Source organism: Ectothiorhodospiraceae bacterium BW-2 (assembly GCA_008375315.1).
GTDB lineage: Bacteria > Pseudomonadota > Gammaproteobacteria > Thiohalomonadales > Thiohalomonadaceae > BW-2.
The window spans coordinates 2,020,338-2,044,698 of the sequence record CP032507.1 but is presented as its reverse complement, the minus strand read 5'-3'; the positions used below and the strand labels follow the sequence as shown (position 1 = coordinate 2,044,698).

Sequence of the window (24,361 nt, the reverse complement as noted above, 5' to 3'; positions counted from 1 at the left end):
GCCAACCGCAAGCGAAGCGACGCAGTTGACGGTCAGGTGGAGCGACTGGTTAGCGATAAATTTACAGCTCTGTTTCATCTATTTCTGCTATCCTCATTAAATGACACAAAAGCCCAATTTTCAGTGAGCTATTACCATGCACAGGAACCGATATTCGAGCTATATTTCCTGCTTTTGAGTAGATGTGATGACTACCGTTCACTCGCTGTAAAATCCAACCTCGTGCCTCAAGTAGTTTACAAAGTTGCTTTCCGCTGATTGACTTTAAACAGCAATCTCCATCACTTTATCATGTGGTTCCAATTGAATTTCCTGAATATCAACAGATAAACAGCCTTCTACCGCTTCATAAATATTATGGAGTAGCTCATCAAAGCTATTTCCTTGTGTAGAACAGCCCAAGATTGATGGTACTTCTGCCCAATAGCCGCCTTCCTCTGCTTCGTGGATAATGACTTTTAATTTCATAAATTGTCTCAAATTTTTTTCTTAGCCTGGCAGTAATTCATTACAATTATTTCCTTTTGATATTGCAAACTCTAATGCATCATCACAAATCATAAACCATATAGTATTATCTATTTCTTCCGAACCATCAGGCTTAATTAAAGTTGTTTAAACATATAACTTTGTCTCTTGTTTTTCAGTAAGGCTCATATTTTATGTCCCACGATCATCAGGAGGAAAAGATACTATTCCCTCCTCTAATGAGTAGGTTCCCAAATAGGTATTTTCAGTACCATTTTCCAAAATATATGCAGTTATATTACCGTTAACATCATAATCAAATTTTCCACGACATTCAGCATTTTCATCATTACTAATAACATACCACGGGTTAGCAGAAATCATCTGATGAGTTAATACAGTTGACTCTGTTGTCTGTTCTGTTGATGTATCTTGCTGTGTAGCAATCAGTTATTGTTTATGTGTTTGAATTATCAGTAGTATCGGTTGAATTATCATCAGAACTATTACAACCTGAAAGAGCTAATAATATAACAGCTAAATATGAAAATTTCTTCATTTACTTAATCTCCACGCCCAGTTTAATAAAATCTTGTCAGCGGTGGGCGATTTACCGCTAACAAGTCATTAAACAGATCCGTATAACTCCGCTCCAGACCCGCCTATTTCCCCATTCTGACAGCCAAAACCGCGATTTTCTAACGGGTTAACTTCGGATTTAACGGGATCACCAGAAACCGTTGTCCACTCCTAGCCTACCTAATCCAGTGTATCAACCCCGCATCCCATGTCCAGCCTAAATCCACAGAAATTCACCCAAATCCCACCTAACCCCCTAAAAAACCGCAACTCCCTCAGCCCTCGGCTGCCACTTCTGCCAGCTACCAGTAAACACCGTGGCGCAGTTGTAGGCATCTTGCAGGTAATCCTGCCGCTTTTCACGGCTGGCACCGGTTTGGGCGATAAGGGTCTCCCGCAGCGGGTGGTGGGAGCTAATCAGGTACTCGTTGCGGGTGTGGAGCCGTTCCAGCAGCGGTAGGGCGGGGATTTGGTCGAATTTGCCCTGTGCGCCGCGATTGCAGTCGGTACAGGCCAGCACCAAGTTGGCCACGCCATCAATCGGTTTGCCGTCATCGCACCGTTTCAGCTTGTGGGGGAAGAAGTGATCGACATCGGCGGGGGTGTCGCTGCCGTAGAGGATCGAAATCTCGCGGTAGCAGTAGAAGCAGCGCCCCTTTTGGTAGCCGTTGAGCGCCGGTCGGGCGGAGGTGAGCGAGATACGCCGCTGGCTGTGAATACCGATAAGCTGCTGGTCGTGCTCTTCATACTCTACCAGCATCAGTTGGCGCGAGAGGTTATTCGCCCACGCCTCTTCGACTAAGCGCCATCGGGCTTCGACTTCTCCGGCCAAATCTTCGGCTGAAAGCTGCTCTAACAGGTGGTTCAGGTTGTCGGTGAGCTCAATCCCGCCGTGGCTGCGGCGCTGGTCGATAAAAAAGCGGCTGCCGACATCGTTGCCATGCACTTTGTGAAAGGCGTCAATTACATTATTAAACCCGAGTCGGGTGGTCTGCTGAATCAGGCCATCGTGATCGAGTTGGCCTTGGTTGTAGGCGGTTATCTGCTCTAAAAAGGAGCTGCGTTTGCTGGTGATCTGTTTGGGTTGTTGCTTGATGTGCTGCGCCAGATGTTTGGCGTAGGGTACGGCTAACTCCTCCAGCTTGACTTGGCTTTTACCGTTACCGTGTAACTCCAGCAGCGCTTTGGCCAGCGCAAATTTATAGCTGGCGGTATTGCGGCCAAACAGAATAATCGCCCGCCAGTAGTTTTCGGGGGTGGGGTCTATTTCGTAGAAGCGGGACATCGGAGAATCGCGTTAAGCCACTGGTCGGCACGGTCGGGGCGGTTATCGTCACTAATCCAGCTCTCTAAAAGGTGCCAGTCGGGGGTCAGAGTGGCCAGTGTGGCGCTATCCAGATCGGTAAAGGTGCGGCCATGGGCTTGGCGCACCCCGCTACCGAGCTTAAATGAGGCATAAAGCACCCCGTCAGGCTTTAGCGCTCTGGCCAGTCGCAAAAATGCGTCCGGCAGCGCCTGCGGCAGCAGGTGGAGCAGCGAGGCACACGCCCAAATGCCATCATACAGAGCGCAATCGGTCAGGTTTTGCACCGTTTGGCGGCGTACCGGTTGGCCTAGCCACGCTTCGGCCAGTTCGGCTAACGCTTCAACCGGTTCGGTGGCGGTCACGCTGTAGCCCTGCTGCATAAAGGCACGGCTATCGCGCCCCGAGCCACAACCAACATCGAGAATATGCCCCGCAGCAATCTACATTACCCAAACGGCCGCCTGATGCGCTGGTTATTAAACGAAAGCATCCCCCTGACGACCATCCGCGAACTTGAGGCAGCGGGACACGATGTCTTGGCGATTAAAGAGCACTCGCTCGGCAGTCGTGATGAAGATGTGATGGCTTTGGTGCACCGGGAACGAAGAGTTATTGTCACTTTTGAGCGGGATTATGGTGAATTGGTATTTCGTTACCGCCTGCCACAGCCTGCCGGTGTTGTCTATTTGCGTTTTGCGCCGCAAACTCTGCAAGAGTCGGCAGCGCATCTGCTGCAACTTATCGCCTCAGGAGCCGTGTTGGAAGGGAAATTTACCACCGTCGATCGAACCCATATCCGGCAACGCCCGCTTGCATGACACGGTAAGCGGCTCAGTTCTGTCTCAATGATGCACCGCTTCCGCCTGACCCTCTTCTAGCTAGTCGCCCTAACCGGTCTCATCGCCCCGTGGTTCAACACCTGCTCGCTAACGGCAGTTGGTGGGTTAGCCCGGTAGCGACAATTAAGCGATTAGCCGGTTCACCATGAAAGTCGCCTAGTAGTCGGGGCGAGAGCGTCGCAATAGCCGGATCGAGCGGACGCAACTTAACTTTCGACCGCTACAGCGCCAGATCGAGCCATACCTCAATATCCATATTAAACTCAATTCGCCCTTTAGCGATTAACATCGCCACCTCCTAGCAACAGATAGCCGGTACCCAAATTGTTTGACTCGACTCAATCGCTTGATAAGCCCGGTGCGGCAGTTTGGGAGACTCCGATACCCACCAAATCCACGCATGTGTATCGAGTACAATCATTGACAGCTAGTCCATACCTCATCAATGGGGGAGAGGATATCCTGCTCGGAGACAATACTATTTTTTAGCGGATTATGGCTGCTCTCAGAGGATGGCAGAGCGGCTGATCGGGGAGCATCAAAAAGCTGCACAATATGACCTAGCGCAATAAGCTGCTGCTCTTCGGCGTTATCGATCCAGTGGTGTAGTTGCTGACGATTCATGGTGGTCTCCTAGCGTAGTCGTTTGAGTTGCCGCTCAATCCCCTTATCTTGATTGCTGCCGCCAGCTAGCATCACACGTAGCCCTGAAATTGCCCAGCGGTTGGCATCACGACCAAAGTGGGTGGTGCGACCGAGCCAGTAGGCTGCCTCTTCACGACTAAAGCGGTGCAATCGACGGGCGATCAGTTCTAAACGATCAGGGTGGTGTAATCTGGATTGCAGCCGAGCCAGTAGCGCGATTTTGGCACCGCTCTCCTCATCCAGAGGGAGATTAATATCGTTCAGTTTTAACCCTTCACGAGTTAAAAAGCGTTGTAGCTGTAGCGGAACGCCCCCTTCATCAATCACCGGCTCCACCAGCGTTCTTGCCATCACTAACAGCAGGCGATGGTGATTAATGCCAAAAACATTGCTTTTTAGCCTTTGCCCCCCCTCATGTGCCGAATAAATCCATTTGGCCAGATATGTTCCTTAGTAAGAACGGCTTCTTTTTTACAGTACGCACATGTTGGCATGTGTTGTTTCTTTACCTGACATTACAAATAACCGACGGCAAAAAGAGTAGAGATGAAACGAGCAGCGTTTTTTACCATCCGAGTGCATTTTCCTTGTCATGCGATAGCTTCAGCACTACTATCTGGAAAGAAACTTCCACGACGCTGAGCTGAAGCTATAATGTAGCTAGTAGCAACCGGAGCTAACGCCTTAATATCTACCTCGAATTCTTTCCACGAAGACAAAAGAGAACCGTTCAGCTCATCAGATACCCACATTAACTCTTCATTTTCTGTTATCGCTCCATATTCTTGGATAGCGTAGACTTTCAATAAAGCTATGTCCTTCATGTAATTTTCTTTCAGAAGAAAAAACTCATCGCTTTCTATTTCATATCTAAAGTCGCTCATGCGGATGTCTATCTTTTCTCGAAGGTCATTGGCAAGCGAAAGCAAAAGTCGATAATTATCATTCTTTGCACCGCACTGTTGAATGTATCGACGAACTAAAGAAGAACTAATGATGCTCTTTGTGGGATTCCTAGAAGATAAAAAAGCTTGAATGTATGCCCATTTCTTTTCCATTCGATGGTAAACGACTACTTCGTGTAGATGCGGGTCGTATGAGTTAGTTAGCCAAGCTTGGCGTTCAGAATAATACTTAGGCTCATCTTCATACCTAGAGTGATAAAAAACGACACCATTGCTTCGTGGAAACTCTTTGGCGTGTTCGTTATGGCCACCTTCATCAACGAAATAAGGAAGATCCTTTCTGCGAAAGTAGTGACACGTTGTGTGAGAAGCGTTCTTTAATAGACGACTGTGCTTTATACAGTATCCTATTTTCGTACCAACATCCTGATATTGGGATGGGTTAAATAGGCAGTTATCACAAGTATATGGGTTTTTCATGTTACACCCGTTTAAAATAGCGCTGAATACTGTTATAGCAAAATGTGATATGCTTCTTCCGATCTATCGAGCCAACATCAAACTGCCAATCAATTAGCGCCTCCTTAGCTCTTTGAGCTAGCATGTACGCGCGAGAAGCAATAATTTTGTCTGCGCGCTTCGATGTTCTTACTAATTCTTGCAGCTCGCTTAGCAAATCCGGGTGGCTTATAAAGCAGTGATCATCTGAGATAATAACCTGATCGTCAGTTTGGTAAGTCACGCCTTCAAAGCGCGGCCTTGTTCATCGTTTCGCCATTGTTTGCCCCCACCCCAACCCTCCCCCGCTGGGGGAGGGAGCTAATAGTTTGATTGTTATTGAGCAAATCATTGAACAAGCAGCTAACCGAGGTCGGATTAATCAACCCCTTAAAGATACCGGGTAAGGGCCATTTTTGGCGAAGGTATTGTCATACAGAAATCCGCGAAAACCATTATTTTTTTCAGTGGCAATGGCAGCCCCCCTATTCAGCGATATAGCGCCGCAGCCACCCTAACACCCGCTTCAATAGTAGCGACTCGCTGCCATGAAACTGATGCCCTGTTGCCGGTAATACCACCTGTCGATAGCTAATTTTAGTCGCCACCGAGGGGTGATAGAGCCTCGCGTACTCCTCGGCGCTGCGATGGATACGCCGCTCCCCCGGCGGTGCTGTCACCGCGATATTTTTACGCCGTCTCGCCGACGCGACGACCGCCTCCGGCCCCAGCTCCCCAAAAATATCGAGTATCGGCCGGCCAATAGTACGCAAAAGCAGCATCGTATCGCTCTCACCCTCAGGCGCTGCGGTACCATCCAGACTCACCAGCACCATGCCACGAATCTTCGACTGCGCCCTGTCCCGCATATAGTGCACCACCAATTGAGCCCCCACCCCATGTCCTAATAGCACCACAGTAGAGACCCCGATCTGCTCCATCGCCGCAATAGCCGCATCGATGCGGGCGGGGGTAGATTGCAATAGCTGCGCCATCGGCAGCGGCTGCGTTAAACTCCTCTCCCCCTCAGTCACCGTCGCGACCGCTCTTTGCGCCAACTGAATCGACAGCGTACTCCAACCGAAACGGGGTAGCTGATTGCGCAGCGTCTGCACCACGCCGGGCCAATCGGGATGGGCGTGAAAATCGGGTACGATAACCACTCCGCCACTTAAATTGCCGGTCTCAGCGTGGTGGTAGAGCGCTAGAAAGGGCTCACCCTCGACCGTTAACGGCATAATATCCGACTCAGGTAGCTGCTGGCGCAGCGACTCATCCCAGTAGCGGCTACCGTCGAGCGCGACACCCTCCAGCATCAGCGAGATCAGCAGCCCCCCCACCCCGATGATTCCACTCCAGACTGACACTTTTTGCACGATGTTAACCCTAGTACCGCAGCCGGTTTGCCAAAAAAATCCCTCACCCACCCAATCGGCCCGTTGAGCGACAAACTGTAACGGTAATTTTTGATATAGCGATTATCGCCCATCAATGCTATACTGGCCACATTGAGTCAGCAGCCCCCCTTGGCAAGCGACTCTATTTACCACTCTATCCAGCCCGACTTTTGGAGTTTTTAACGATGAAGAAGATTACCTCTATCTTGCTTGGTAGCGCCATGGTATTGGCCAGCCACTCTCTGATGGCCGCCGATGGCAAAGCCACCTATGATAAATTTTGCGTCAACTGCCACATGACAGGGGCTGCCAACTCGCCTAAACTGGGTGACACCGCCGCTTGGGCTCCTCGGATTGCCAAAGGGATGGACGCGCTCATGCAGAGCGCTCTGAACGGGATTCCCGGTACCGCCATGCTTCCGAAGGGAACCTGCATGACCTGCACCGAAGACGATCTTAGAGCGGCTGTGGAGTATATGATCTCCCAGAGCCAGTAACGGCTGCTGCAACGACCTTTCCCCTTGATAAGAGAATGTAACCACCGGAATTGATGATGAAAAAAGAGATACTCGCAGCCCTTGTGCTGGTCGGTTTGAGCTCTTCTGCTCTCGCTGCCGGCAACGCCGCTGCCGGCAAAACCAAATCGGCCACTTGTACTGCCTGTCACAACGCCGATGGTAACAGCACGCTGGCCCAATACCCCAAACTAGCGGGTCAGCACGCTAGCTATATCGCCAATCAACTCGCCGCTTTCAAAAGTGGCGAACGCAAAGATCCGATTATGGCTGGAATGGCCGCTCCGCTAAGTGAGCAAGATATGGCCGATTTAGGGGCCTATTTTGCCACCCAAACCACCGCCATCGGCTCGGCCACGCCTGAAAAAGCGATACTCGGGAAACAGCTCTACTACGCCGGCGACAAGGATAAAAATGTCCCCGCCTGTATGTCGTGTCACGGCCCGAACGGTGTGGGTAACCCTGCGGCGCTCTTCCCTTCGCTATCGGGGCAGCATATCGACTACACCGTCAAGGCGCTACAAGATTTTCGCTCCGGTCTCCGAGTTCATCCGATGATGAACCCGATTGCCGACAAGATGAACGATACTGAAATCGGTGCCGTCGCTGACTTCATCAGCGGCCTGCACTAGATCTATCTACCCCCCCTTTCTCATCACACAACCCTACCTAGATTAAGGGGAGATTCGAGTTAATCTCCCCTTTTTTTTATCTCGCCGATTCCTCCCCCTCTGACAGCAGATGACATTCCTCCGTTAGCAAGGTATCCTCACCCCTCACGATTGAGGAGGAGCCTAACCTTATGCTAACTGACGCCACTGAATCGAAACGGCGCGATTTTCGCGTCACTGATGCGGCCGCCGTTTTTGAACAGTTTGTCGCTAAAGAGCGACAGAGACGCCAAAACAGTGATGATCCGATTACTGACCTAGAGATGTTTAACCGTGCGACTGAGCTAGTCTTACGCTACCTAAAGAACAGACAGGCGGAGATAAAATCGTGATTATTGAGTCGCTGCAATCTGACAATATCCTCAAGTATCGCCAGCTTCGACTGAATCAACTCCCCGCGACGGGGACGATTGCCATCTTCGGCGTCAATGAGTCGGGCAAAACCGCTATTGTTGAGACCATCGCCTTAGCCCTCTTTGGCCGTACCTTTCAAATTGATGCCTCACAACTCGATAAGGTGATCCTCTGGGGGGAGAGCGATGGTCGGGTTGAGCTAGCTTTCTGTGGCAATGAGGGTAACCGCTACCGCATTGAGCGCAGCTTCGATATTGATCGTCGAGTCTCGGCGCGGCTACTACAAAGCGATAGCGGTGAGATATTGGCCCAAGGCCCCCGCTCGGTGCAGGAGCAGATAGAGCGCCTCATCGGCTTTAACTACAGTGAGTTTGTCGATTCGATCTATCTAGCCCAGCGCGATGCCGCCAACCACCACCCTAGCCACCACACTGCCGGTGCTATTGCGGGGGTCGAGCAGATGCAGCAGCTCATTGCCACCTTGACCGAGCAGATAGAGGCCAATCGGCACCACCATCGCACCCTCAGCCAGCAGCTAACCGAGATCAAACAGCAGTTACAAGAGCACCACTTTGCCATAGAGCTGCAAAGTAGCCCCTCCCCTCTGGAACGAGAGGCGATGGTTGAGCAGCTAGCCCGGCGGCACCAACACTTACAGCAGCAGCTCGAAGGTTTAAGACAGGTGAGCGGCGAATTTGACGCGCTGCCCCAATCGGCTCAACCCCTCTCCCACTGGCTACAGCAACTCACACGGCTCACAGATCACTATCAGCAGCTTAGCTTTGCACTCCAAGAGCCGCATCCGTGGCTGCTCCCCCTACAGCAGCGGCTTAGCGACATGACGCAGCGCTTCGGTCAGCTACAACAGCTACAGCAGCGCTGTAGTCGCTATATTACCCAACTCCAGATATCGCTTGGCGAGATCGAAAGCGGTGATGAGCAGGAGGAGCCCCCGCTACCGCAACAGCGACAACAGGGGCAGCGGCAGCTAACAAAATATCAGCGCCAGCGCCGGCGCCACTTCCGTCTAAGCGGGCTGTTCGGACTACTTGGGCTTATCCCTGCCACCCTATTTGCCATGATCCACGCCGGTATTGAGACCACTCTCCCTGCACCGCTTCTCTCCCCTCTCTTGCAACCCTATCTACTCCCGATCAGTGCGATACTGCTACTGCTCGCGCTACTGCTACTCATAGTCGCCCATCGCACAAAACCCCTCATTGGCCGACAACAGCAACACAATCTCGCGCTAGAGCAACAGATCGCGATCTACCAGCAGCAGCTACGCCAGCTACAGCGGCTAGAGCAGCGACCGATATTCACTCTAGCTGAACGCATTGAGGAGAGTGAAGCTGAGACCCTGTTAGAGGCGCTACAGCAGCTAAAAGCGACCCCAGCGGCCGAGCTGCTCCATCCGGCCGGTTGTCAGCTATTAGCCACTGAGCTACACGACTCTAGTGGGCAGCTACAGCAGCAGTTAGAGAGTGAAGTGGCTCGCCTCGCGCTGGGGGTCGAATGTTATCGAACCAAAGAGACCATTTTAAACAGACAGAGTGAGCTACGGCTGCAAAATGCCACCCGAGAGGTGGCGATTGAGCTACTTCACGGCGCCAGCCGCCAAGCGATGGTGCTGTTTAATCAGGATATGAAACGCTTTATCAGCCGCGTGATGCCACAGCTAACCGACAACCGCTACCACTTTCTGCAGCTCAGTGAATCACTAGAGGTGACTATCTTCTCGCAACAAAAGCATGACTTTGTTCGCTGGGAGGAGATCTCCGCCGGCACCCAGCAGCAGGTACTGCTCTCACTACGACTAGCGCTAGTGGCGGCTCTGGCCGAGGGCAGTGGCGAACAAAATCGCCAGTGTGTTATTCTCGATGAACCGTTTGCCTTCTACGATAGCAAGCGACTACGAGGGGCGATCGATACTCTGCCCCATATTAGCCCCAAACTGAGCCAGTTCTGGATTATTGGTCAGGAGTTTGCCGATATGAGCCCGTTTGCACTCACCATTCACACGCAGCGTGAAGTCGATCAGTTGACGATCAGCGGCCACAGTAGGGTCGTAGCGTGAGCTTATCCAGTGTAGCTGAGCTAAAACAGCGGGCTCGCAGTGCGGTTCGGGATCTGCTCGGAGAGGGCGGTAGCGATATGTGGGGGCTACTCCTACCGTGGCGACAGCCGGAGCTGATTAAGCCGCAACGGGCCTACCTGATTATCTCCCGAGTACGCTTAATTGCGCTCATGTTTGCCGTATTAACCCCACTATGGATTATGGTCGATCTACAGCTACTCCCCCGTTCGGTCGGACTCCAGCTCGCCGCCGCACGAATCATCACCTCACTCGCCTTTGCCGGCCTGTTCTTGACGTTTCGCCGCTCCGACCGCCTGCTGCACGCCTATATCGGCACCATACTCCTCTTTTTAATCCCCACTCTATTCTACTTCTACGCCCACACGATTTTACTTAATCTTGAGACTACACAGACAGGCCTAGCGATGACCCTCATTGCAGGCTACACCTATCTACCCTTTGTGTTGGTCGCCGGATTGGCCATTTTCCCCCTCTCAGCGCTAGAGGGGATGATATTTGTACTACCTGCTATGGCGATTATGGCCTACACCGGCCTAAGTAACGCGGCGGCGAATGAGTGGGATACCCAACTCGGAATGTTGTGGCTAATGGCGATGATCGCCGGAGTTGCGATCATCTCCGGCATGAGTCAGCTCCACTATCTTATCGAAATTATCCTTAAATCGGCGCACGATCCACTCACAAAGGCCTTTAATCGCGCCAGCGGCTCGGAGCTTCTGGAGAAGTATTTCCATCTAGCGCAGCGCAACCAGAGCCCCTTAACGCTGATGTTTTTTGATCTCGACCACTTTAAGTCAATTAACGACCGTTACGGCCACGATGCCGGCGATCTAGTCCTAGTTCAGTTCGTAACCAATCTTAACCAATGGTTTCGCAAAGAGGATATTATTATTCGCTGGGGAGGGGAGGAGTTTCTGGTCGCCCTCCCCCATATCGACGGCGTCGCACGCCACAATCGGTTGGCGTTTATCGAACGACTATTCCAGACCAGCTTGGGGAGGCGCCCCGATGGCTCACCAGTCACCGCCTCTATCGGCGTCGCTAGCCTGCATAGCGATAACGCTAACAGTTGGAGCGATCTTATCGAACTGGCCGATCAGAGAATGTATCTGGCCAAACAGGCGGGCAGAGACCGACTCTGCTTTGGAGAGGGCGAGTGGCTGATCAGGACGGAGTTAAGGGAGGTTGACGGCGACGACGACGCCCCGCCACAGGCGAGGAGTCTCTTAGCGGCGGCTTCGGAGTCAGCAGTAGCTGACTCTGAATCGCCGTGACCGGCAGTGAACGCCCTAGATAGCTCTCAATATCGATAAGATTATAGGCGTACTCCTCACAGGCGAAGCTAACCGCCACCCCTGAAGCGCCCGCGCGGGCGGTACGACCGATACGATGGACATAATCTTCAGGGTCTTGCGGCAGATCGAAGTTAAAGACATGGCTGACATCGGCGATATGCAACCCCCGCGCGGCCACATCGGTCGCCACCAAGAGCGAAAACTCCCCCCGCTCAAACTGCTGTAGCAGCCGTTGGCGCTTTTTTTGCGGCACATCACCGCTCAAAATAGCTGTTTTGTAGCCGTTCGCCTCCAGATAGCCCCAGAGCCGCTCTCCGACCCGCTTGGTATTGACAAACAGTATCGCCCGCGGCGGCTGCCACTGTTGCAGGAGCCCTAGCAGCAGGGAGATTTTTTCATCACTAGCCGGATAGAAGAGCTGCTGCTCAACATTGTCGGCAGTGAGCTCTGCCGACTCTATCTCTACCCGTTGCGGGTTGTTCATATGTTCGTAGGCCAATTCAGTTACCCGCAGCGATAGAGTGGCCGAGAAGAGCATAGTCAGCCGCTGCGTCGGAGGCGGCATTTGCCGCAGCAGATAGCGGATATCTTTAATAAAACCCAAATCGAACATCCTATCGGCCTCATCTAGCACCATCACCTGAAGCTGGTTGAGGGAGAAGAACCGCTGCTTATAGTAGTCGATAAGTCGCCCCGGCGTGCCGATTAAGATATCGGCACCGGCTTCCAATGAGCGCCGCTGCTGCTCATAACCGGTACCGCCATAGATAAGCGCTAGCCTCAGGCCGCTATAGCGACCTATCGCCTCGGCATCTTTGTGAATCTGGATCGCCAGCTCGCGGGTAGGGGCCAAAATCAGCCCCCGCACGGCCACTGCCCCTGGTGCCAAAGGGCGCTGCAGTAGCTGCTGAAACATCGCGACTAAAAAGGCGGCACTTTTGCCGGTGCCGGTCTGCGCCTGACCGGCGACATCATAACCGGCGAGCGTTAATGGCAGCGTCTTTGCCTGAATCGGCGTGCAGAGACTAAAGCCGAGTTGATCGAGTCCCCGTTGCAGTTGTGGCGCTAACGACAGGGAGGAGAAGAGGAGTTCTGAGGAGGGCGTTGTGTTCATTTGGCAAGAATACCAAAAAAGGTGAGTAAATGGGTTGCAATATCGCCCCATTTGGGCTCAAATTAGCCCCATGGGGCGACTTCCCCGCAAGTTTTTTTAACAACATTAGGCAATAGGGGCAATTTTTGCCATAATTGCCGGCCCTGATTTAACTTAAGGAGAGAGCCATTGAGCGACAAAATCGTCTATGCAACCGATGATAGCTTTGAGCAGGAAGTAATAAAAAGCGACAAAGCCGTACTGGTTGACTACTGGGCAGACTGGTGTGGTCCTTGCAAAATGATCGCCCCTATTTTGGACGAAATTGCTGCCGAGTACGCTGACCGGATCAAAATTGTTAAACTTAACATTGATGAGAACCCCAACACCCCCCCCAAATATGGGATTCGCGGCATTCCCACCCTGATGATCTTCAAAAGCGGTAGTGTCGAGGCGACCAAGGTGGGGGCCGTCTCCAAATCGCAGCTCGCGGCGTTTATCGATAGTAATCTCTAACTGCCACAGCTTCAGCTCCCCCGCAGCGACTACTGCGGGGGATAAATTCACGCCATTACCTCAAAGGGGTGGATTTTTACAGCTTATGGTGCTATTTTAGCGCCCTTCCCCACTCTTGATTCAGAATAGCACGCCCAATCTATGCCTAGTATGCCTAAGGAGCTATTGAGCTGCGCTATCAGGAATGCTTGAGCCTAACAAATGTCCTTACCTAATATTTACTTTTTCTAATACTCGAATAAAACCTATGAACCTCTCTGAATTGAAGCAGAAATCGGCTGCTGAACTTCTCGATATTGCCAGTGAAATGGGACTGGAAAATGTCCACCGTATTCGTAAGGAGCAGGTGGTCTTTGCCCTATTAAAAGCGATCGCCAAAAACGGTGAGGAGATCTTCGCTGATGGTGTATTGGAGATCCTCTCCGACGGTTTCGGCTTTTTACGCTCCGCCGATAGCTCCTTTCTGGCTGGCCCCGATGATGTCTATGTCTCCCCTAGCCAGATTCGCCGCTTCAATCTCCGCACCGGAGATACTGTCTCGGGCAAGGTTCGCTCCCCTAAAGATAATGAGCGCTACTTCGCCCTGGTTAAAATCGACCAAATCAACTATGAACCCCCCGAAAATGCCAAACGCAAAGTCCATTTTGAGAACTTAACCCCTCTACACGCCAATCAGCGCATCAGCCTAGAGCAGGGCAATGGCAGCACCGAAGATATCACCGCCCGGGTCATTGATTTGGTCTCACCCATCGGCTTAGGCCAGCGAGGACTTATCGTCTCCCCCCCGAAAGCGGGTAAAACCATGGTCATTCAAAATATTGCCCACTCTATCGCCAATAACCACCCCGATGTCTATCTGATGGTACTGCTCATCGATGAGCGACCCGAAGAGGTAACCGAAATGAGTCGGCAGGTGCGCGGAGATGTGATCTCCAGTACCTTTGATGAGCCGGCGGCTCGCCATGTCCAAGTCGCCGAGATGGTGATAGAGAAAGCCAAACGGCTCGTTGAACACAAACGCGATGTCGTGATTCTGCTCGATTCGATTACCCGTCTTGGCCGCGCCTACAACACCGTCGTCCCCGCTTCGGGCAAAGTGCTCACCGGCGGAGTCGATGCGAACGGATTACAACGCCCGAAACGCTTCTTTGGTGCCGCGCGCAATATCGAAGAGGGGGGCTCCCTCACCATTATCGCAACCGCACTCATCGATACCGGCTCCCGTATGGACGATGTTATCTATGAAGAGTTTAAGGGCACCGGTAACATGGAGCTCCACCTTGATCGCCGAATTGCCGAAAAGCGGATCTACCCCGCTATCCATATCAACCGCTCAGGCACCCGTCGCGAAGAGCTGCTGACCTCGGCCGATGAACTACAGAAAATGTGGATTTTGCGCAAACTGCTCCACCCGATGGATGAGTTAGCGGCCATGGAGTTTCTGCACGATAAGATGAAGGTTAGCAAAAGCAACAGCGAATTTTTCGACTCTATGAAGCGTTAAGATGGGGGGCTCGCGCCCCCCCTCAATAACACTACAGACGACTGATACGATTCCAAGCATCAAGCGCCGCTATTTTGTATGCCTCCGCTAAGGTCGGATAGTTAAACACCGAGTCGAGAAAGTAGTGGATCCCTCCCCCCAAAGAGAGCACCGCCTGACCGATATGGATCAGCTCGGTTGCCCCCTCGCCCAAAATATGCACTCCCAGCAGACGCTGATCCTCCAGCGAAAAGAGCATCTTCAGCATCCCCTCCTCGATCCCCATGATCTGCCCTCGGGCCGTCTCTCGTAAGCGGGCGATACCGACATCATAGGCCACCCCGCGCTCCATTAGCTGCTGTTCGGTCTCGCCGACCATACTCATCTCCGGCACAGCGTAGATACCGAACGGAAAGTTCTCCAACTTACCGACTAACGGCTTGCCAAAGGCGTGGCAGGCGATACGCCGCCCCTGCTCCATAGAGGTCGAAGCGAGACTAGGAAAGCCGATCACATCCCCAGCGGCATAGATATGGGGAACCTCGGTCTGATAGTCATCATTGACCGCAATTTGGTGCCGTTTATTGACCCGAATACCGGCCTTATCGAGCTGTAGCGAATTGGTCGTACCGCTACGACCGGCGGCAAACAGCACCACTTCAGAGACAATTTTTTTACCGCTCTCCGTCTCAGTCACCACCTGCCCGGCAGCGCTATCGACCCTCATGGTCGCCACCGTTTCGCCTAACCGAACACTCACCCCGCGCTGGCGCAGCGAGTGGATGAACTCATCGGTTATCTCCCGATCTAAAAACCCCAATAGCTCCTGACGGCCATCGAGCAGCGTCACCTCCACATCCATGGCGCTAAAGATCGCCGCATACTCCACCCCAATCACCCCAGCACCAACCACAGTCAAGCTTCGTGGCCGCTGCTGTAGCTGTAAAATGTCGTCGCTATCGAGTACCCGCTCGCCATCAAACGGAATCGACTCCGGCCGATAGGGGTGGGTGCCAGTGGCGATAACCATAGAGTCGCCCTTTAGCTGGAGCGACTTCCCCGTCGCCTGCTCAACTCGAACAAGGTGCGGATCGATAAAGCTAGCCACCCCCTGCACGGTCTCAATGCCATTACGGTGTAGCTGGTGGTTAATCACCTCTACCTCCCGTTCAATGGTCTTTTTTAACCGTAGCTGTAGATCCTGCATGGTCAGATCGCTCTTTAGGCGGTAGTCATCGCCATAGAGCCCCCGCTGACTCCAGCCGCTTAGATAGAGCACCGCCTCTTTGAGAGTTTTGCTCGGAATGGTGCCGGTATGGAGGCAGACCCCCCCCATACTCTCCATGCGATCGATAATTGCCACCCGCTTTCCCAGCTTTGCCGCCTGCACCGCCGCCTTCTGTCCTGCCGGCCCGCTACCGATAACGATTAAGTCGTAGTGAGTCATAAATTCCCCCGTGATTGTGATCAGAGTCAAAATATTACCACCTCCCACTAAAGGGAGGCCACCTAGTTACCGATATAGTCACTATGGCAGTCAATGACAGCACGATATCAAGCGCACTATTGCGCCGTGTTAAAATAGAGCTATCTTTTTAAATCAATAATATACTGGAAAGAGTTAACAAAATGGTTGAGTGGTATAGAAGCCCAAATTTATACTACAGCGGTCTGTTTTCACCAAGGTTCTGCAAAGCAGGGGTATAGATGATGAATGATAGAATCACCTTTCAGCGCGAAAAGAGCACTATTAAGCGTGCGGAGGCCTATGCCACAGAGCTACTACAGCTCTCTACCGCCGAAGAGCAGCACAACTACCTTAATCGTGAGGTGCCGCTAATGATGCGCTCCCGTGTGAGAGAGATAGCCGAACTGCTACAGTTTAGTAATGCAGTTAAGGCCCGGTTAGGGCTACGACAGAGTCGAAAGGGCTACTACTAAAATAGCGCGACTTGTTTACCGACTCGCACTGCCATCTCGATTTTACCGCCTTTAATGCGGATAGAGAGGCGGTGCGACAGCGGGCTATTGAAGCCAATATCGATACCTTTATCATTCCAGCGGTCAAAGCCAAGCGCTGGCCTAGGCTGTTGCAGCTCTGCCACACCACCCCGAACTGCTATCCGGCACTAGGGCTCCACCCCCTCTTTCTCGCTCACCACCATAGCACCGATATCCCTCAACTAGAGCAGCAGCTCGCTAGCCATCGCTCTATTCTTGCGATCGGCGAGGTAGGGCTCGATCTCTACTCCCCCGCTAGCGATCTCAACAGGCAGCGACAGCTACTACAGCAACAGATCGCCATCGCTACCCAAGCGCAGCTACCCCTCATTCTGCACAGCCGTAACGCTAACGATCAGCTCTATAGCCTACTAAGGCGACAGAAGTTTACCTTCGGCGGCACGGTGCACGCCTTTAGCGGCAGTCTGCAACAGGCTGAAAAGTTCATCGAGCTCGGTTTTTTGCTCGGATTTGGCGGCACCATCACCTTTGAGCGTGCACAACGACTACGCCGCATCGCCGCCACCCTAGCGCTCGATCACCTCGTACTAGAGAGCGATGCACCCGATATGGCGCCTGCCCGCTACCATCAACAGCGCAACGAGCCGGCCTATCTTATCGAAGCGGCAAAAGTTATCGCCACCCTAAGAGAGCTCTCGCTAGAGGAGTTAGCCCAAATAACCACTAGCAATCTAAAACGCCACTTTGCCCTCAAGTAGCTTTAGTTTTTCGACTCCTCCTCAAATTCTGCGCTGCCTCTCTACTTCGCGCTCAGCCACACGGAAGATTAGATTGCCCATACCGGGGCCGATGGCGGCTTGGGCGAGGTCAACCGGGGCGATGGACCTCACCCCCGGCCCCTCTCCATGAATGGAGAGGGGGGTGATAGCTTCGTCCCCTCCTCAGCCCCCGCCGGCGGCTTACCAATCTTCACCACAAACCGATAAAACTCCCCCTCTCCATTCATGGAGAGGGGTCGGGGGGTGAGGTTGGGAGAGCTGCGGCGGGATCAAACATTGATCCTCCATCTTTTAGTTGAAAATTAATCCCATTTGTGTAAAATGGCATTTGTAATTTTAACTATCCGTAACTCATTGACTAAATGGAGCTACCACTGTGACACTATCCCGCCTCTCTTTAAGCCTGACACTAACCACCACCCTGATACTGCAAGCTAGCTGTAGTGCAACCGCCCCCCATCAAGCCGAGAGTCGCGCTGCCGCTGCCCCGCCTCAACCTGAGGCTATTGTCAACCACTATGCCGATATCGCCCACGCCGTTTACAGCGACTCGCTCACCACCGCCACGGCGCTACAACAGGCGGTCAACCGTCTGCTTGCCAACCCTACTGAAACGACTCTCGAACAGGCCAAAGTGGCCTGGATTACGGCTCGCCACCCCTATCAACAGTCGGAGGTCTTCCGCTTTGGCAATCCGATTGTCGATGAGTGGGAGGGTAAGGTGAACGCTTGGCCGCTAGATGAGGGGCTGATCGACTATGTCGCTATCGACCACTACGGCGAAGAGTCGGCGGAGAACCCCTACTATCGCGCCAATATTATCGCTAACCCGCAGCTAACAGTGGCCGGCAAAGCGATTGATGCCACCGTGCTCAATAGCCAATTTATCGCCACAGAGCTCCACGAATTAGAACAGATAGAGACCAATGTCGCCACCGGCTACCACGCCATCGAGTTTCTGCTCTGGGGACAAGATCTCAACGGCAGCGGCCCCGGAGCGGGTAACCGCCCCGCCACCGATTTTAGCCACACTCAATGCACTCATGGCAACTGCGACCGCCGCGGTGGCTACTTAAAAGCCGTGACTGACCAGCTAGTGGACGATCTGCGCTGGATGACAGTGCAGTGGCAACAAAAGGGTGCGGCCCGCACCGCGCTGCTCACCAATCCTAATCAAGGTATCGCGGCGATGATTACCGGCATGGGTAGTCTAAGCTTTGGTGAATTAGCAGGAGAGCGGATGAAACTAGGGGTACTGTTACACGATCCTGAGGAGGAGCACGACTGCTTCAGCGATAACACCCACTGGTCACACTATAATAACGGGCTTGGGATCCAAAATGTCTATTTAGGTCGCTACCAGCGGCTAGATGGTTCGGTACTCGAAGGGCCAAGTCTGTCAAGCTGGGTCTATAGCCAAGATAGAGCCATCGATAACGCTATGCGGATAAAATTAAGCCAAACGGTCAACCAACTCTATCAACTCGTAGAGAGCGCTGAAAAGAGGGGAATCGCCTATGATCAACTACTCGCTGCCGGTAATCGGGCCGGAAACCAGCTTATTTTAGATGGCGTTACGGCACTCATCGAACAGACGCGACAGTTAGAGCGGGTCGTCGCGGTGTTAGGTCTAGAGCAGATCGCCTTTGAAGGCTCTGACAGTCTTAAATAGGAGCCATTGATGAAAAAAACCCTCTTCACCCTAACCACCCTAATGCTATCGCAGCCTCTAGTCGCCAGTGACCATGACCATGACCATGACCATGAGTTGCCCCCCCAAACTCGCCATCAACACGGCACGGCCCAACTCAATCTAGCCCATCAGGAGGGGCGGCTATGGCTAGAGTTTATTTCGCCGGCGCTGGATATTGTCGGCTTTGAACACCAGCCCCGCACCGAGGCGCAGCGGCAGAGGGTGGCGACTGCGATAGAGCAGTTACAACAAGGGGAGGTGCTGTTTCACTTTACCCCCCAAAAATCGTGTCAGCTTACCGAAGTTGAACATGAACATGAGCATGAGCATGAAGAGACCCATAGCGAATTTCAGATCCACTACCACTTTCAGTGCCACCAAGCGCCAACATCGCTTAGGGTCGATCTGTTTCAACACTTCCCATCGCTCACAGAGATTGAGCTGCAAGCGATTAGCGCCAGCGACCAAACGGCAGCCCGTTTAACGCCTGCCTCGGCAACTATCCCCCTCTCATCACCCCATCGCCACTAACGGATGAGTGCCGCCCCCCTGTTACAGATCGATCAGCTCAAGTTCGGCTGGCAACCGAACCTGCCGCTTATCGATATCGAGACCCTACGCCTCGATGCAGGAGAGCGGCTCTTCCTCTACGGCTCTAGTGGTAGCGGCAAAACTACCCTACTCTCGCTGTTAGGGGGGGTAACTCTGCCCCACTCCGGCACCATTACCCTGCTCAATACCACGCTCACCGCACTAAGTCGCGCTAAGCGCGACAGAGTACGCGCCGACCATATCGGCTTTATTTTTCAGCAATTTAACCTTATCCCCTACCTCTCTGTGATCGAAAATATCCTACTACCACTAACATTCTCCCCGCTCAGGCGTCAGCGTCTGCAACAGAGCCCACAGCAGGAGGCAGAGAGACTGTTGCATGAGCTCGATATCGCCCCAACACTCTGGTCTCGCGCCGTTGTCGATCTAAGTGTCGGCCAGCAGCAGAGGGTTGCGACCGCTCGCGCCTTAATTGGCCATCCGGAGCTCATTATCGCCGATGAACCGACCTCGGCTCTCGACAGCGATAGGCGGCACGCCTTTATTGAGCTGCTGCTACAGGAGTGCCAACAGCAGTCAACTTCACTCATTTTTGTCAGCCACGATGCCACCTTACAGAACCATTTTCACCGCATTGTGCCGTTAGCTGAGATCAATCGATGTCACTCATAACCCTAGCCGTTAAAAGTCTCTATAACCGCCGCACCACCCTGCTATTAACGCTGCTATCGATTAGTTTAAGCGTACTGCTCTTTTTAGGGGTGGAGAAGCTACGCCTAGAGGCCAAAAACAGCTTTACCCAGACCCTCTCCGGTACCGATCTCATCGTCGGGGCGCGAGGCAGTGCCATACAACTACTACTCTATACAGTATTTCGTCTCGGTGACGCTACCCATAATCTCTCATGGCAGAGTTACCAAGAGCTCGCAGCTCACCCCAAAGTTGCCTGGAGCATCCCGATTGCGCTAGGGGACTCCCACCGCGGATTTCGGGTGCTAGGCACAACTAATAGCTACTTTAAACACTACCGCTACGGCAGAAAAGAGCCCCTCTCCTTCGCCCAAGGGGGGGAGTTTAACGGTGTCTATGAGGCCGTTTTAGGGGCTAGTGTAGCCGCCACACTAGGGTATCGGATCGATGATGAGCTTATTATCGCCCACGGTAGCGGCGCAACCCACCTGCCACAACATAGCGATAAGCCGTTTCGTATTATCGCGATTCTGGCTCCGACCGCCACCCCCGTCGATAACACCATCCATATCCCCCTCGCCGGTATGGAGGCTATCCATATCGACTGGCAAGGGGGAGTACGCACCCCCGGTTTTCAGCTAGGGGCCGAGCAGGCACTACAGCACGACTTAACCCCAAAGACAATGACCGCCGCCCTACTAGGGCTCAAATCCCCACTAGCCACCTTTCAGATGCAGCGTCTGATTAACCAATACCCTAAAGAGCCGTTAATGGCTATTATTCCCGGAGTCACGCTGCAACAGCTATGGGAGCTGGTGGGAATATTTGAGCAGGTATTGCGGCTGATTTCGCTACTGGTGGTTGCTATTAGCCTGCTCGGGTTGGTCTCGGTACTATTAACCTCGCTCAATGAACGGCGGCGAGAGATGGCTATCTTACGAGCTTTAGGGGCACGCCCCTACCACATTTTAGGGCTAATTATGGGCGAGGCACTGCTGCTCACCCTGACGGCAATCACTATCGCTTTTGGGCTGCTATATACCCTGCTGCTGCTACTCACCCCCCTACTTGAGCAGCAGTTTGGCCTCATTCTGCCTCTTGGCTGGCCGGGGGGGAATGAGTGGTCGATTTTGCTGCTACTACTACTCTTTACGCTTATCGCCTCGCTACTACCGGCTTGGCGAGCCTATCGCTACTCACTTAGCGATGGGATGAGAATCCGCCTCTAACTAACCGACATAGGGAGCTTAGCTTGTGCGCTACCGATTTTTCTGGCATATAAGTGCGCCTATTTTACTGGCACTGCCACTTTGGCTCAGTGCAGCGACCCCGCGACCTTTGGTGTGGGACGATCTACTGCCCGATAGCTGGCGTCCCGATCCCGAACTGGTACGCCTCTATCAGGAGGGGGAGATCGGTGAGGACGACCCGCGCATCATCGCCTTTAGAGAGCTACTACAAGATCCTAACCCTCCTGTCAATACGACCCTTGATGGCCAATATATCACCCTAAGCGGCTATGTTGTCCCGTTAGAGAGCCATAGCAGCGGCAAGGTAGAGAGCTTCTTACTGGTCCCCTTTATCGGGGCCTGCATCCATGTCCCGCCGCCACCGGCTAACCAGCAGCTCTATCTCACCCTCCCCCCTGACCGAGCTCAAAAACTCAACCTGTTCGACTGGGTCGAGGTAGAGGGGGTATTGACTACCGAATCGATAGAGAGCGAATTTTCCAGCGTTGGATATCAGATGCAACCTAGACGAGTCACGCGCGATGAGAGCAGCAATTAAACACTCAACGCCACAGCGACTATTTATAGCGACTATCGCTATGGTGCCTCACACCCTTCAGGCCGATAGCGACCCGCTCGCCTACGCCCTAGGGGAGGCACTATTTGAACGAATTTGGGTCTCAGCTCCCGCATCGACTCAGGCAGCCGACGGCTTAGGCCCCCTCTACAATAGCCGCGCCTGTAGTCAGTGCCACCCCGCTGGGGGCGATCTTGCCAACGGTTTAGTCGTCCAACTCGACACCGATCCCATCTATGGTGCCCAGCTACAGACCCAAGCGATTGCCACTCATCTCGCCGAAGGGCAACTGAAAAGAGAGTTCCAACCCAACCCGGTCACGCTAGCGGATGGAACGACCCTCTCACTGCAACAGCCCCACTACCAGCTTGAGAGTCTCGGCTATGGCCCTCTAGCTGCCCCACAACGCTACTCTGTCCGTATCGCTCCGCCTTTATGGACAATAGGTGCGATAGCCCGCATCGATCCTAGCGCCGTAGCGGCGCAGGCTGATGCGACAGATCAGAACGGCGATGGTATCTCCGGTCGGTTACAGCAGCTAGGAGGGGAGCTAGGGCGGTTCGGTTGGCGGGCGACCGAACCTACGCTAGAGGCTCAAATCGAACGAGCGCTACGGGACGATATGGGGCTCTCAACCCGCCGCTATCCCAAAGGATTCGCTGACTGCACCGCAGCGCAGAGCGCCTGCCGTGCCGCCCCTGACGGTAACTCTTTGCAGTATGAGGGGGTCGAAGTCCAGCCGCTGATGGTTAACGCCATCGCCGACTACCTACAGCGTCTCACTCCACCTCGAACGACAACTCAGCCTGCCACATCTGAGATAGTCACCCAAGGGGAGCAGCTCTTTGCGCAAAGCGGCTGCCACCACTGCCATACCCCCCAACTCCCAGATCGCCACGGCAGAGCCGTCACCCTCTATAGCGATCTACTCCTGCACGACATGGGTCAAGCGCTCGCCGATAACCTGCCACAACAGCAGGCTAGCGGCCATGAGTGGCGCACACCGCCCCTTATCGCCGTCGCTCACCGCTCTGCCCTGTTGCACGATGGTCGTGCAAAATCACTCACCGAAGCCATTTTATGGCACGGAGGAGAGGCAACCGCAGCTAAACAGCGCTTTATCAACCTCTCCGCCTCTCAACGCCAACAACTTCTTACCCTTTTGGAGCAGTTATGAACCGACACCTACCCCTCTGGCTAACACTACTTCTGTTAACACTCCCCCCCTCCCTATCGGCAGCCTTGGAGGGGCTGCTCAGTGTGGTCGATAGGCAGATTATCCCCGCCTATCAGCAGCTACAGCACCAAAGCGCAGCGCTGCAACAGCAGGGCGAGCAGTGTCAGCCCGAACAGCCACCTACCGCACTTAAACAGCACTTTCAGACCACCATGGCGGCCTGGCAACAGATCCAATATCTCCGCCTCGGCCCGGCCGAATTCAATCTACGCCACTACCGTATCCACTTCTGGCCCGATAAACGGGGTAGCGGCTCCCGACAGCTATTACAGTTTCTCGCCGCAGCCGACCTTGAGCCGCTACAGCCGGCACAATTTGCCCACCAAAGCGCCGCCCTACAAGGGTTAACGGCATTAGAGCAGCTACTGTTCGCTAACGCACCGCCTGATAGTTATCGCTGCCAATTGATTGCCGCCATCACCACCGAACTGCACCACAACGCTACCGCCCTCTATCAAGGCTGGACGCAACCGCTCGAAAACGCCCCCCCATTTCGCCACTATATCGCCACAGCAAGCGAGGGTAACGCCTTTTTTGAGAGCCGCAGTGAGGTCGAATCGCAGCTACTCAACCAACTCCATACCCAGCTACAGTTCATGATCGACCATAAGCTAACCAAGCCGCTCGGCACCGAACCGGCCAAGGCCAATGGCCGCTTAGCTGAGTCGTGGCGCAGCCAACGCTCGCTCGATAATCTGGCCCAAAATCTCCTCTCACTACGACAGGTCATCGAGCTGCTGCTGTTGCCACAGCTAGAGGGGAGACCACTCAAAACGGCGCTACAACAGCAGCTTCACCAAGCCCAAACGACCCTCAACAGCATCGATATCCCCTTAACACGAGCGGTCTCCGATCCAGAGCAGCGCCCTCGGCTAGAGGTACTGCGACAACAGCTACAACAGCTACAGCAACTCATCGCGACTGAAGTGACCGCACAGCTCGGCATCAGCCTAGGGTTTAATTCGCTCGATGGAGATTAA

The 24,361-nt window shown here is 53.3% G+C and carries 28 protein-coding genes and 1 pseudogene; 17 read left to right on the top strand and 12 right to left on the bottom strand.

What is annotated here, in order from left to right; genetic code table 11:
* Positions 1–61: 61 nt before the first annotated feature.
* The 4 genes from D5085_09705 to D5085_09690 all read right to left on the bottom strand — a co-directional run bounded on the left by D5085_09705 (position 62) and on the right by D5085_09690 (position 2,793).
* Positions 62–259, bottom strand: coding sequence for a type II toxin-antitoxin system HicA family toxin (locus D5085_09705; GenBank protein ID QEP43372.1), 198 nt, complete (start codon positions 257–259; stop codon positions 62–64).
* 5 nt (positions 260–264) lie between these two features.
* Positions 265–468 (bottom strand): type II toxin-antitoxin system HicB family antitoxin, encoded by a 204-nt coding sequence (locus D5085_09700; protein ID QEP43371.1) that lies wholly within the window; start codon positions 466–468, stop codon positions 265–267.
* Positions 469–1,303: 835 nt separating this feature from the next.
* On the bottom strand, positions 1,304–2,332 hold the full coding sequence (locus D5085_09695; protein ID QEP43370.1) for an HNH endonuclease: 1,029 nt from the start codon (positions 2,330–2,332) through the stop codon (positions 1,304–1,306).
* Entirely contained in the window at positions 2,311–2,793 is a 483-nt protein-coding gene (locus tag D5085_09690) for a class I SAM-dependent methyltransferase (GenBank protein QEP43369.1), read from the bottom strand. The genes D5085_09695 and D5085_09690 overlap by 22 nt, the downstream gene beginning before the upstream one ends.
* Positions 2,794–2,817: 24 nt before the next feature.
* Here D5085_09690 and D5085_09685 point away from each other — a divergent pair, with 24 nt between their 5' ends.
* Positions 2,818–3,171: a hypothetical protein gene (locus D5085_09685; GenBank protein ID QEP43368.1), complete on the top strand. Its 354-nt coding sequence runs from the start codon at positions 2,818–2,820 to the stop codon at positions 3,169–3,171.
* A gap of 94 nt (positions 3,172–3,265) precedes the next feature.
* Here D5085_09685 and D5085_09680 read toward each other — a convergent pair.
* From D5085_09680 to D5085_09655, 6 genes and pseudogenes are all read right to left on the bottom strand, one after another.
* Positions 3,266–3,613: pseudogene (locus tag D5085_09680) on the bottom strand (type II toxin-antitoxin system VapC family toxin).
* A complete protein-coding gene (locus D5085_09675; GenBank protein QEP43367.1) occupies positions 3,610–3,816 on the bottom strand; it encodes a hypothetical protein in 207 nt (68 codons plus the stop codon). The pseudogene D5085_09680 and the gene D5085_09675 overlap by 4 nt, the downstream one beginning before the upstream one ends.
* Positions 3,817–3,825: 9 nt before the next feature.
* Positions 3,826–4,173, bottom strand: coding sequence for a hypothetical protein (locus D5085_09670; protein QEP43366.1), 348 nt, complete (start codon positions 4,171–4,173; stop codon positions 3,826–3,828).
* Between the two features lie 254 nt (positions 4,174–4,427).
* Complete coding sequence (locus tag D5085_09665; protein ID QEP43365.1) at positions 4,428–4,895, bottom strand: hypothetical protein; 468 nt, start codon at positions 4,893–4,895, stop codon at positions 4,428–4,430.
* 328 nt (positions 4,896–5,223) lie between these two features.
* Positions 5,224–5,484: a hypothetical protein gene (locus D5085_09660; protein QEP43364.1), complete on the bottom strand. Its 261-nt coding sequence runs from the start codon at positions 5,482–5,484 to the stop codon at positions 5,224–5,226.
* A gap of 241 nt (positions 5,485–5,725) precedes the next feature.
* On the bottom strand, positions 5,726–6,580 hold the full coding sequence (locus D5085_09655) for a DUF3530 family protein (protein ID QEP43363.1): 855 nt from the start codon (positions 6,578–6,580) through the stop codon (positions 5,726–5,728).
* Positions 6,581–6,822: 242 nt separating this feature from the next.
* Here D5085_09655 and D5085_09650 point away from each other — a divergent pair, with 242 nt between their 5' ends.
* From D5085_09650 to D5085_09630, 5 genes are all read left to right on the top strand, one after another.
* Positions 6,823–7,134 (top strand): cytochrome c5 family protein, encoded by a 312-nt coding sequence (locus D5085_09650; protein QEP43362.1) that lies wholly within the window; start codon positions 6,823–6,825, stop codon positions 7,132–7,134.
* Between the two features lie 56 nt (positions 7,135–7,190).
* Entirely contained in the window at positions 7,191–7,784 is a 594-nt protein-coding gene (locus D5085_09645; GenBank protein ID QEP43361.1) for a cytochrome c4, read from the top strand.
* 170 nt (positions 7,785–7,954) lie between these two features.
* A complete protein-coding gene (locus D5085_09640) occupies positions 7,955–8,155 on the top strand; it encodes a hypothetical protein (protein ID QEP43360.1) in 201 nt (66 codons plus the stop codon).
* Positions 8,149–10,254 carry a hypothetical protein gene (locus D5085_09635; protein QEP43359.1) on the top strand — a complete coding sequence of 702 codons (2,106 nt, stop codon included), beginning with the start codon at positions 8,149–8,151 and terminating at the stop codon, positions 10,252–10,254. Before D5085_09640 ends, D5085_09635 begins: the two co-directional genes overlap by 7 nt.
* Entirely contained in the window at positions 10,251–11,549 is a 1,299-nt protein-coding gene (locus tag D5085_09630) for a GGDEF domain-containing protein (GenBank protein QEP43358.1), read from the top strand. Before D5085_09635 ends, D5085_09630 begins: the two co-directional genes overlap by 4 nt.
* On the opposite strand, the gene D5085_09625 is transcribed toward D5085_09630, so the two are convergent.
* Positions 11,440–12,684 (bottom strand): DEAD/DEAH box helicase, encoded by a 1,245-nt coding sequence (locus D5085_09625; GenBank protein QEP43357.1) that lies wholly within the window; start codon positions 12,682–12,684, stop codon positions 11,440–11,442. The two genes, D5085_09630 and D5085_09625, sit on opposite strands and share 110 nt — an antisense overlap.
* Before the next feature lie 168 nt (positions 12,685–12,852).
* Here D5085_09625 and trxA point away from each other — a divergent pair, with 168 nt between their 5' ends.
* Positions 12,853–13,179 (top strand): thioredoxin TrxA, encoded by a 327-nt coding sequence (gene trxA / locus D5085_09620; GenBank protein QEP43356.1) that lies wholly within the window; start codon positions 12,853–12,855, stop codon positions 13,177–13,179.
* Between the two features lie 247 nt (positions 13,180–13,426).
* Positions 13,427–14,683 (top strand): transcription termination factor Rho, encoded by a 1,257-nt coding sequence (rho, locus tag D5085_09615; protein ID QEP45121.1) that lies wholly within the window; start codon positions 13,427–13,429, stop codon positions 14,681–14,683.
* A gap of 31 nt (positions 14,684–14,714) precedes the next feature.
* On the opposite strand, the gene D5085_09610 is transcribed toward rho, so the two are convergent.
* Positions 14,715–16,109 carry a Si-specific NAD(P)(+) transhydrogenase gene (locus D5085_09610; protein QEP43355.1) on the bottom strand — a complete coding sequence of 465 codons (1,395 nt, stop codon included), beginning with the start codon at positions 16,107–16,109 and terminating at the stop codon, positions 14,715–14,717.
* A gap of 260 nt (positions 16,110–16,369) precedes the next feature.
* On the opposite strand from D5085_09610, the gene D5085_09605 reads away from it, so the two are divergent.
* The 9 genes from D5085_09605 to D5085_09565 all read left to right on the top strand — a co-directional run bounded on the left by D5085_09605 (position 16,370) and on the right by D5085_09565 (position 24,361).
* A complete protein-coding gene (locus D5085_09605) occupies positions 16,370–16,603 on the top strand; it encodes a hypothetical protein (GenBank protein ID QEP43354.1) in 234 nt (77 codons plus the stop codon).
* An 11-nt stretch (positions 16,604–16,614) separates the two neighbouring features.
* A complete protein-coding gene (locus D5085_09600; GenBank protein QEP43353.1) occupies positions 16,615–17,382 on the top strand; it encodes a TatD family deoxyribonuclease in 768 nt (255 codons plus the stop codon).
* 442 nt (positions 17,383–17,824) lie between these two features.
* Positions 17,825–19,075, top strand: a complete 1,251-nt coding sequence (locus tag D5085_09595; GenBank protein QEP45120.1) for a peptidase — start codon at positions 17,825–17,827, stop codon at positions 19,073–19,075.
* A 9-nt stretch (positions 19,076–19,084) separates the two neighbouring features.
* Positions 19,085–19,627, top strand: a complete 543-nt coding sequence (locus tag D5085_09590) for a DUF2796 domain-containing protein (protein QEP43352.1) — start codon at positions 19,085–19,087, stop codon at positions 19,625–19,627.
* Between the two features lie 3 nt (positions 19,628–19,630).
* The gene (locus D5085_09585; GenBank protein QEP43351.1) at positions 19,631–20,320 is read left to right on the top strand and encodes an ATP-binding cassette domain-containing protein; all 690 of its coding nucleotides are present in this window, start codon (positions 19,631–19,633) and stop codon (positions 20,318–20,320) included.
* On the top strand, positions 20,308–21,567 hold the full coding sequence (locus D5085_09580) for an ABC transporter permease (GenBank protein ID QEP43350.1): 1,260 nt from the start codon (positions 20,308–20,310) through the stop codon (positions 21,565–21,567). The genes D5085_09585 and D5085_09580 overlap by 13 nt, the downstream gene beginning before the upstream one ends.
* 25 nt (positions 21,568–21,592) lie before the next feature.
* Positions 21,593–22,126 carry a DUF3299 domain-containing protein gene (locus D5085_09575; protein QEP43349.1) on the top strand — a complete coding sequence of 178 codons (534 nt, stop codon included), beginning with the start codon at positions 21,593–21,595 and terminating at the stop codon, positions 22,124–22,126.
* Positions 22,110–23,321 carry a hypothetical protein gene (locus D5085_09570; protein QEP43348.1) on the top strand — a complete coding sequence of 404 codons (1,212 nt, stop codon included), beginning with the start codon at positions 22,110–22,112 and terminating at the stop codon, positions 23,319–23,321. Before D5085_09575 ends, D5085_09570 begins: the two co-directional genes overlap by 17 nt.
* Complete coding sequence (locus D5085_09565) at positions 23,318–24,361, top strand: hypothetical protein (GenBank protein QEP43347.1); 1,044 nt, start codon at positions 23,318–23,320, stop codon at positions 24,359–24,361. The genes D5085_09570 and D5085_09565 overlap by 4 nt, the downstream gene beginning before the upstream one ends.

What these genes read in the sequence shown, in the direction of transcription:
- D5085_09580 (QEP43350.1), top strand. Translation starts at nt 20,308, where the DNA reads ATGTCACTCATAACCCTAGCCGTTAAAAGTCTCTATAACCGCCGCACC.
- rho (QEP45121.1), top strand. Translation starts at nt 13,427, where the DNA reads ATGAACCTCTCTGAATTGAAGCAGAAATCGGCTGCTGAACTTCTCGAT.
- D5085_09570 (QEP43348.1), top strand. Translation starts at nt 22,110, where the DNA reads ATGAGAGCAGCAATTAAACACTCAACGCCACAGCGACTATTTATAGCG.
- D5085_09700 (QEP43371.1), bottom strand. Translation starts at nt 468, where the DNA reads ATGAAATTAAAAGTCATTATCCACGAAGCAGAGGAAGGCGGCTATTGG.
- D5085_09605 (QEP43354.1), top strand. Translation starts at nt 16,370, where the DNA reads ATGATGAATGATAGAATCACCTTTCAGCGCGAAAAGAGCACTATTAAG.
- D5085_09665 (QEP43365.1), bottom strand. Translation starts at nt 4,895, where the DNA reads ATGGAAAAGAAATGGGCATACATTCAAGCTTTTTTATCTTCTAGGAAT.
- D5085_09625 (QEP43357.1), bottom strand. Translation starts at nt 12,684, where the DNA reads ATGAACACAACGCCCTCCTCAGAACTCCTCTTCTCCTCCCTGTCGTTA.
- D5085_09565 (QEP43347.1), top strand. Translation starts at nt 23,318, where the DNA reads ATGAACCGACACCTACCCCTCTGGCTAACACTACTTCTGTTAACACTC.
- D5085_09585 (QEP43351.1), top strand. Translation starts at nt 19,631, where the DNA reads ATGAGTGCCGCCCCCCTGTTACAGATCGATCAGCTCAAGTTCGGCTGG.
- D5085_09675 (QEP43367.1), bottom strand. Translation starts at nt 3,816, where the DNA reads ATGAATCGTCAGCAACTACACCACTGGATCGATAACGCCGAAGAGCAG.
- D5085_09645 (QEP43361.1), top strand. Translation starts at nt 7,191, where the DNA reads ATGAAAAAAGAGATACTCGCAGCCCTTGTGCTGGTCGGTTTGAGCTCT.
- D5085_09590 (QEP43352.1), top strand. Translation starts at nt 19,085, where the DNA reads ATGAAAAAAACCCTCTTCACCCTAACCACCCTAATGCTATCGCAGCCT.
- D5085_09640 (QEP43360.1), top strand. Translation starts at nt 7,955, where the DNA reads ATGCTAACTGACGCCACTGAATCGAAACGGCGCGATTTTCGCGTCACT.
- D5085_09650 (QEP43362.1), top strand. Translation starts at nt 6,823, where the DNA reads ATGAAGAAGATTACCTCTATCTTGCTTGGTAGCGCCATGGTATTGGCC.
- D5085_09685 (QEP43368.1), top strand. Translation starts at nt 2,818, where the DNA reads ATGCGCTGGTTATTAAACGAAAGCATCCCCCTGACGACCATCCGCGAA.
- D5085_09695 (QEP43370.1), bottom strand. Translation starts at nt 2,332, where the DNA reads ATGTCCCGCTTCTACGAAATAGACCCCACCCCCGAAAACTACTGGCGG.
- D5085_09610 (QEP43355.1), bottom strand. Translation starts at nt 16,109, where the DNA reads ATGACTCACTACGACTTAATCGTTATCGGTAGCGGGCCGGCAGGACAG.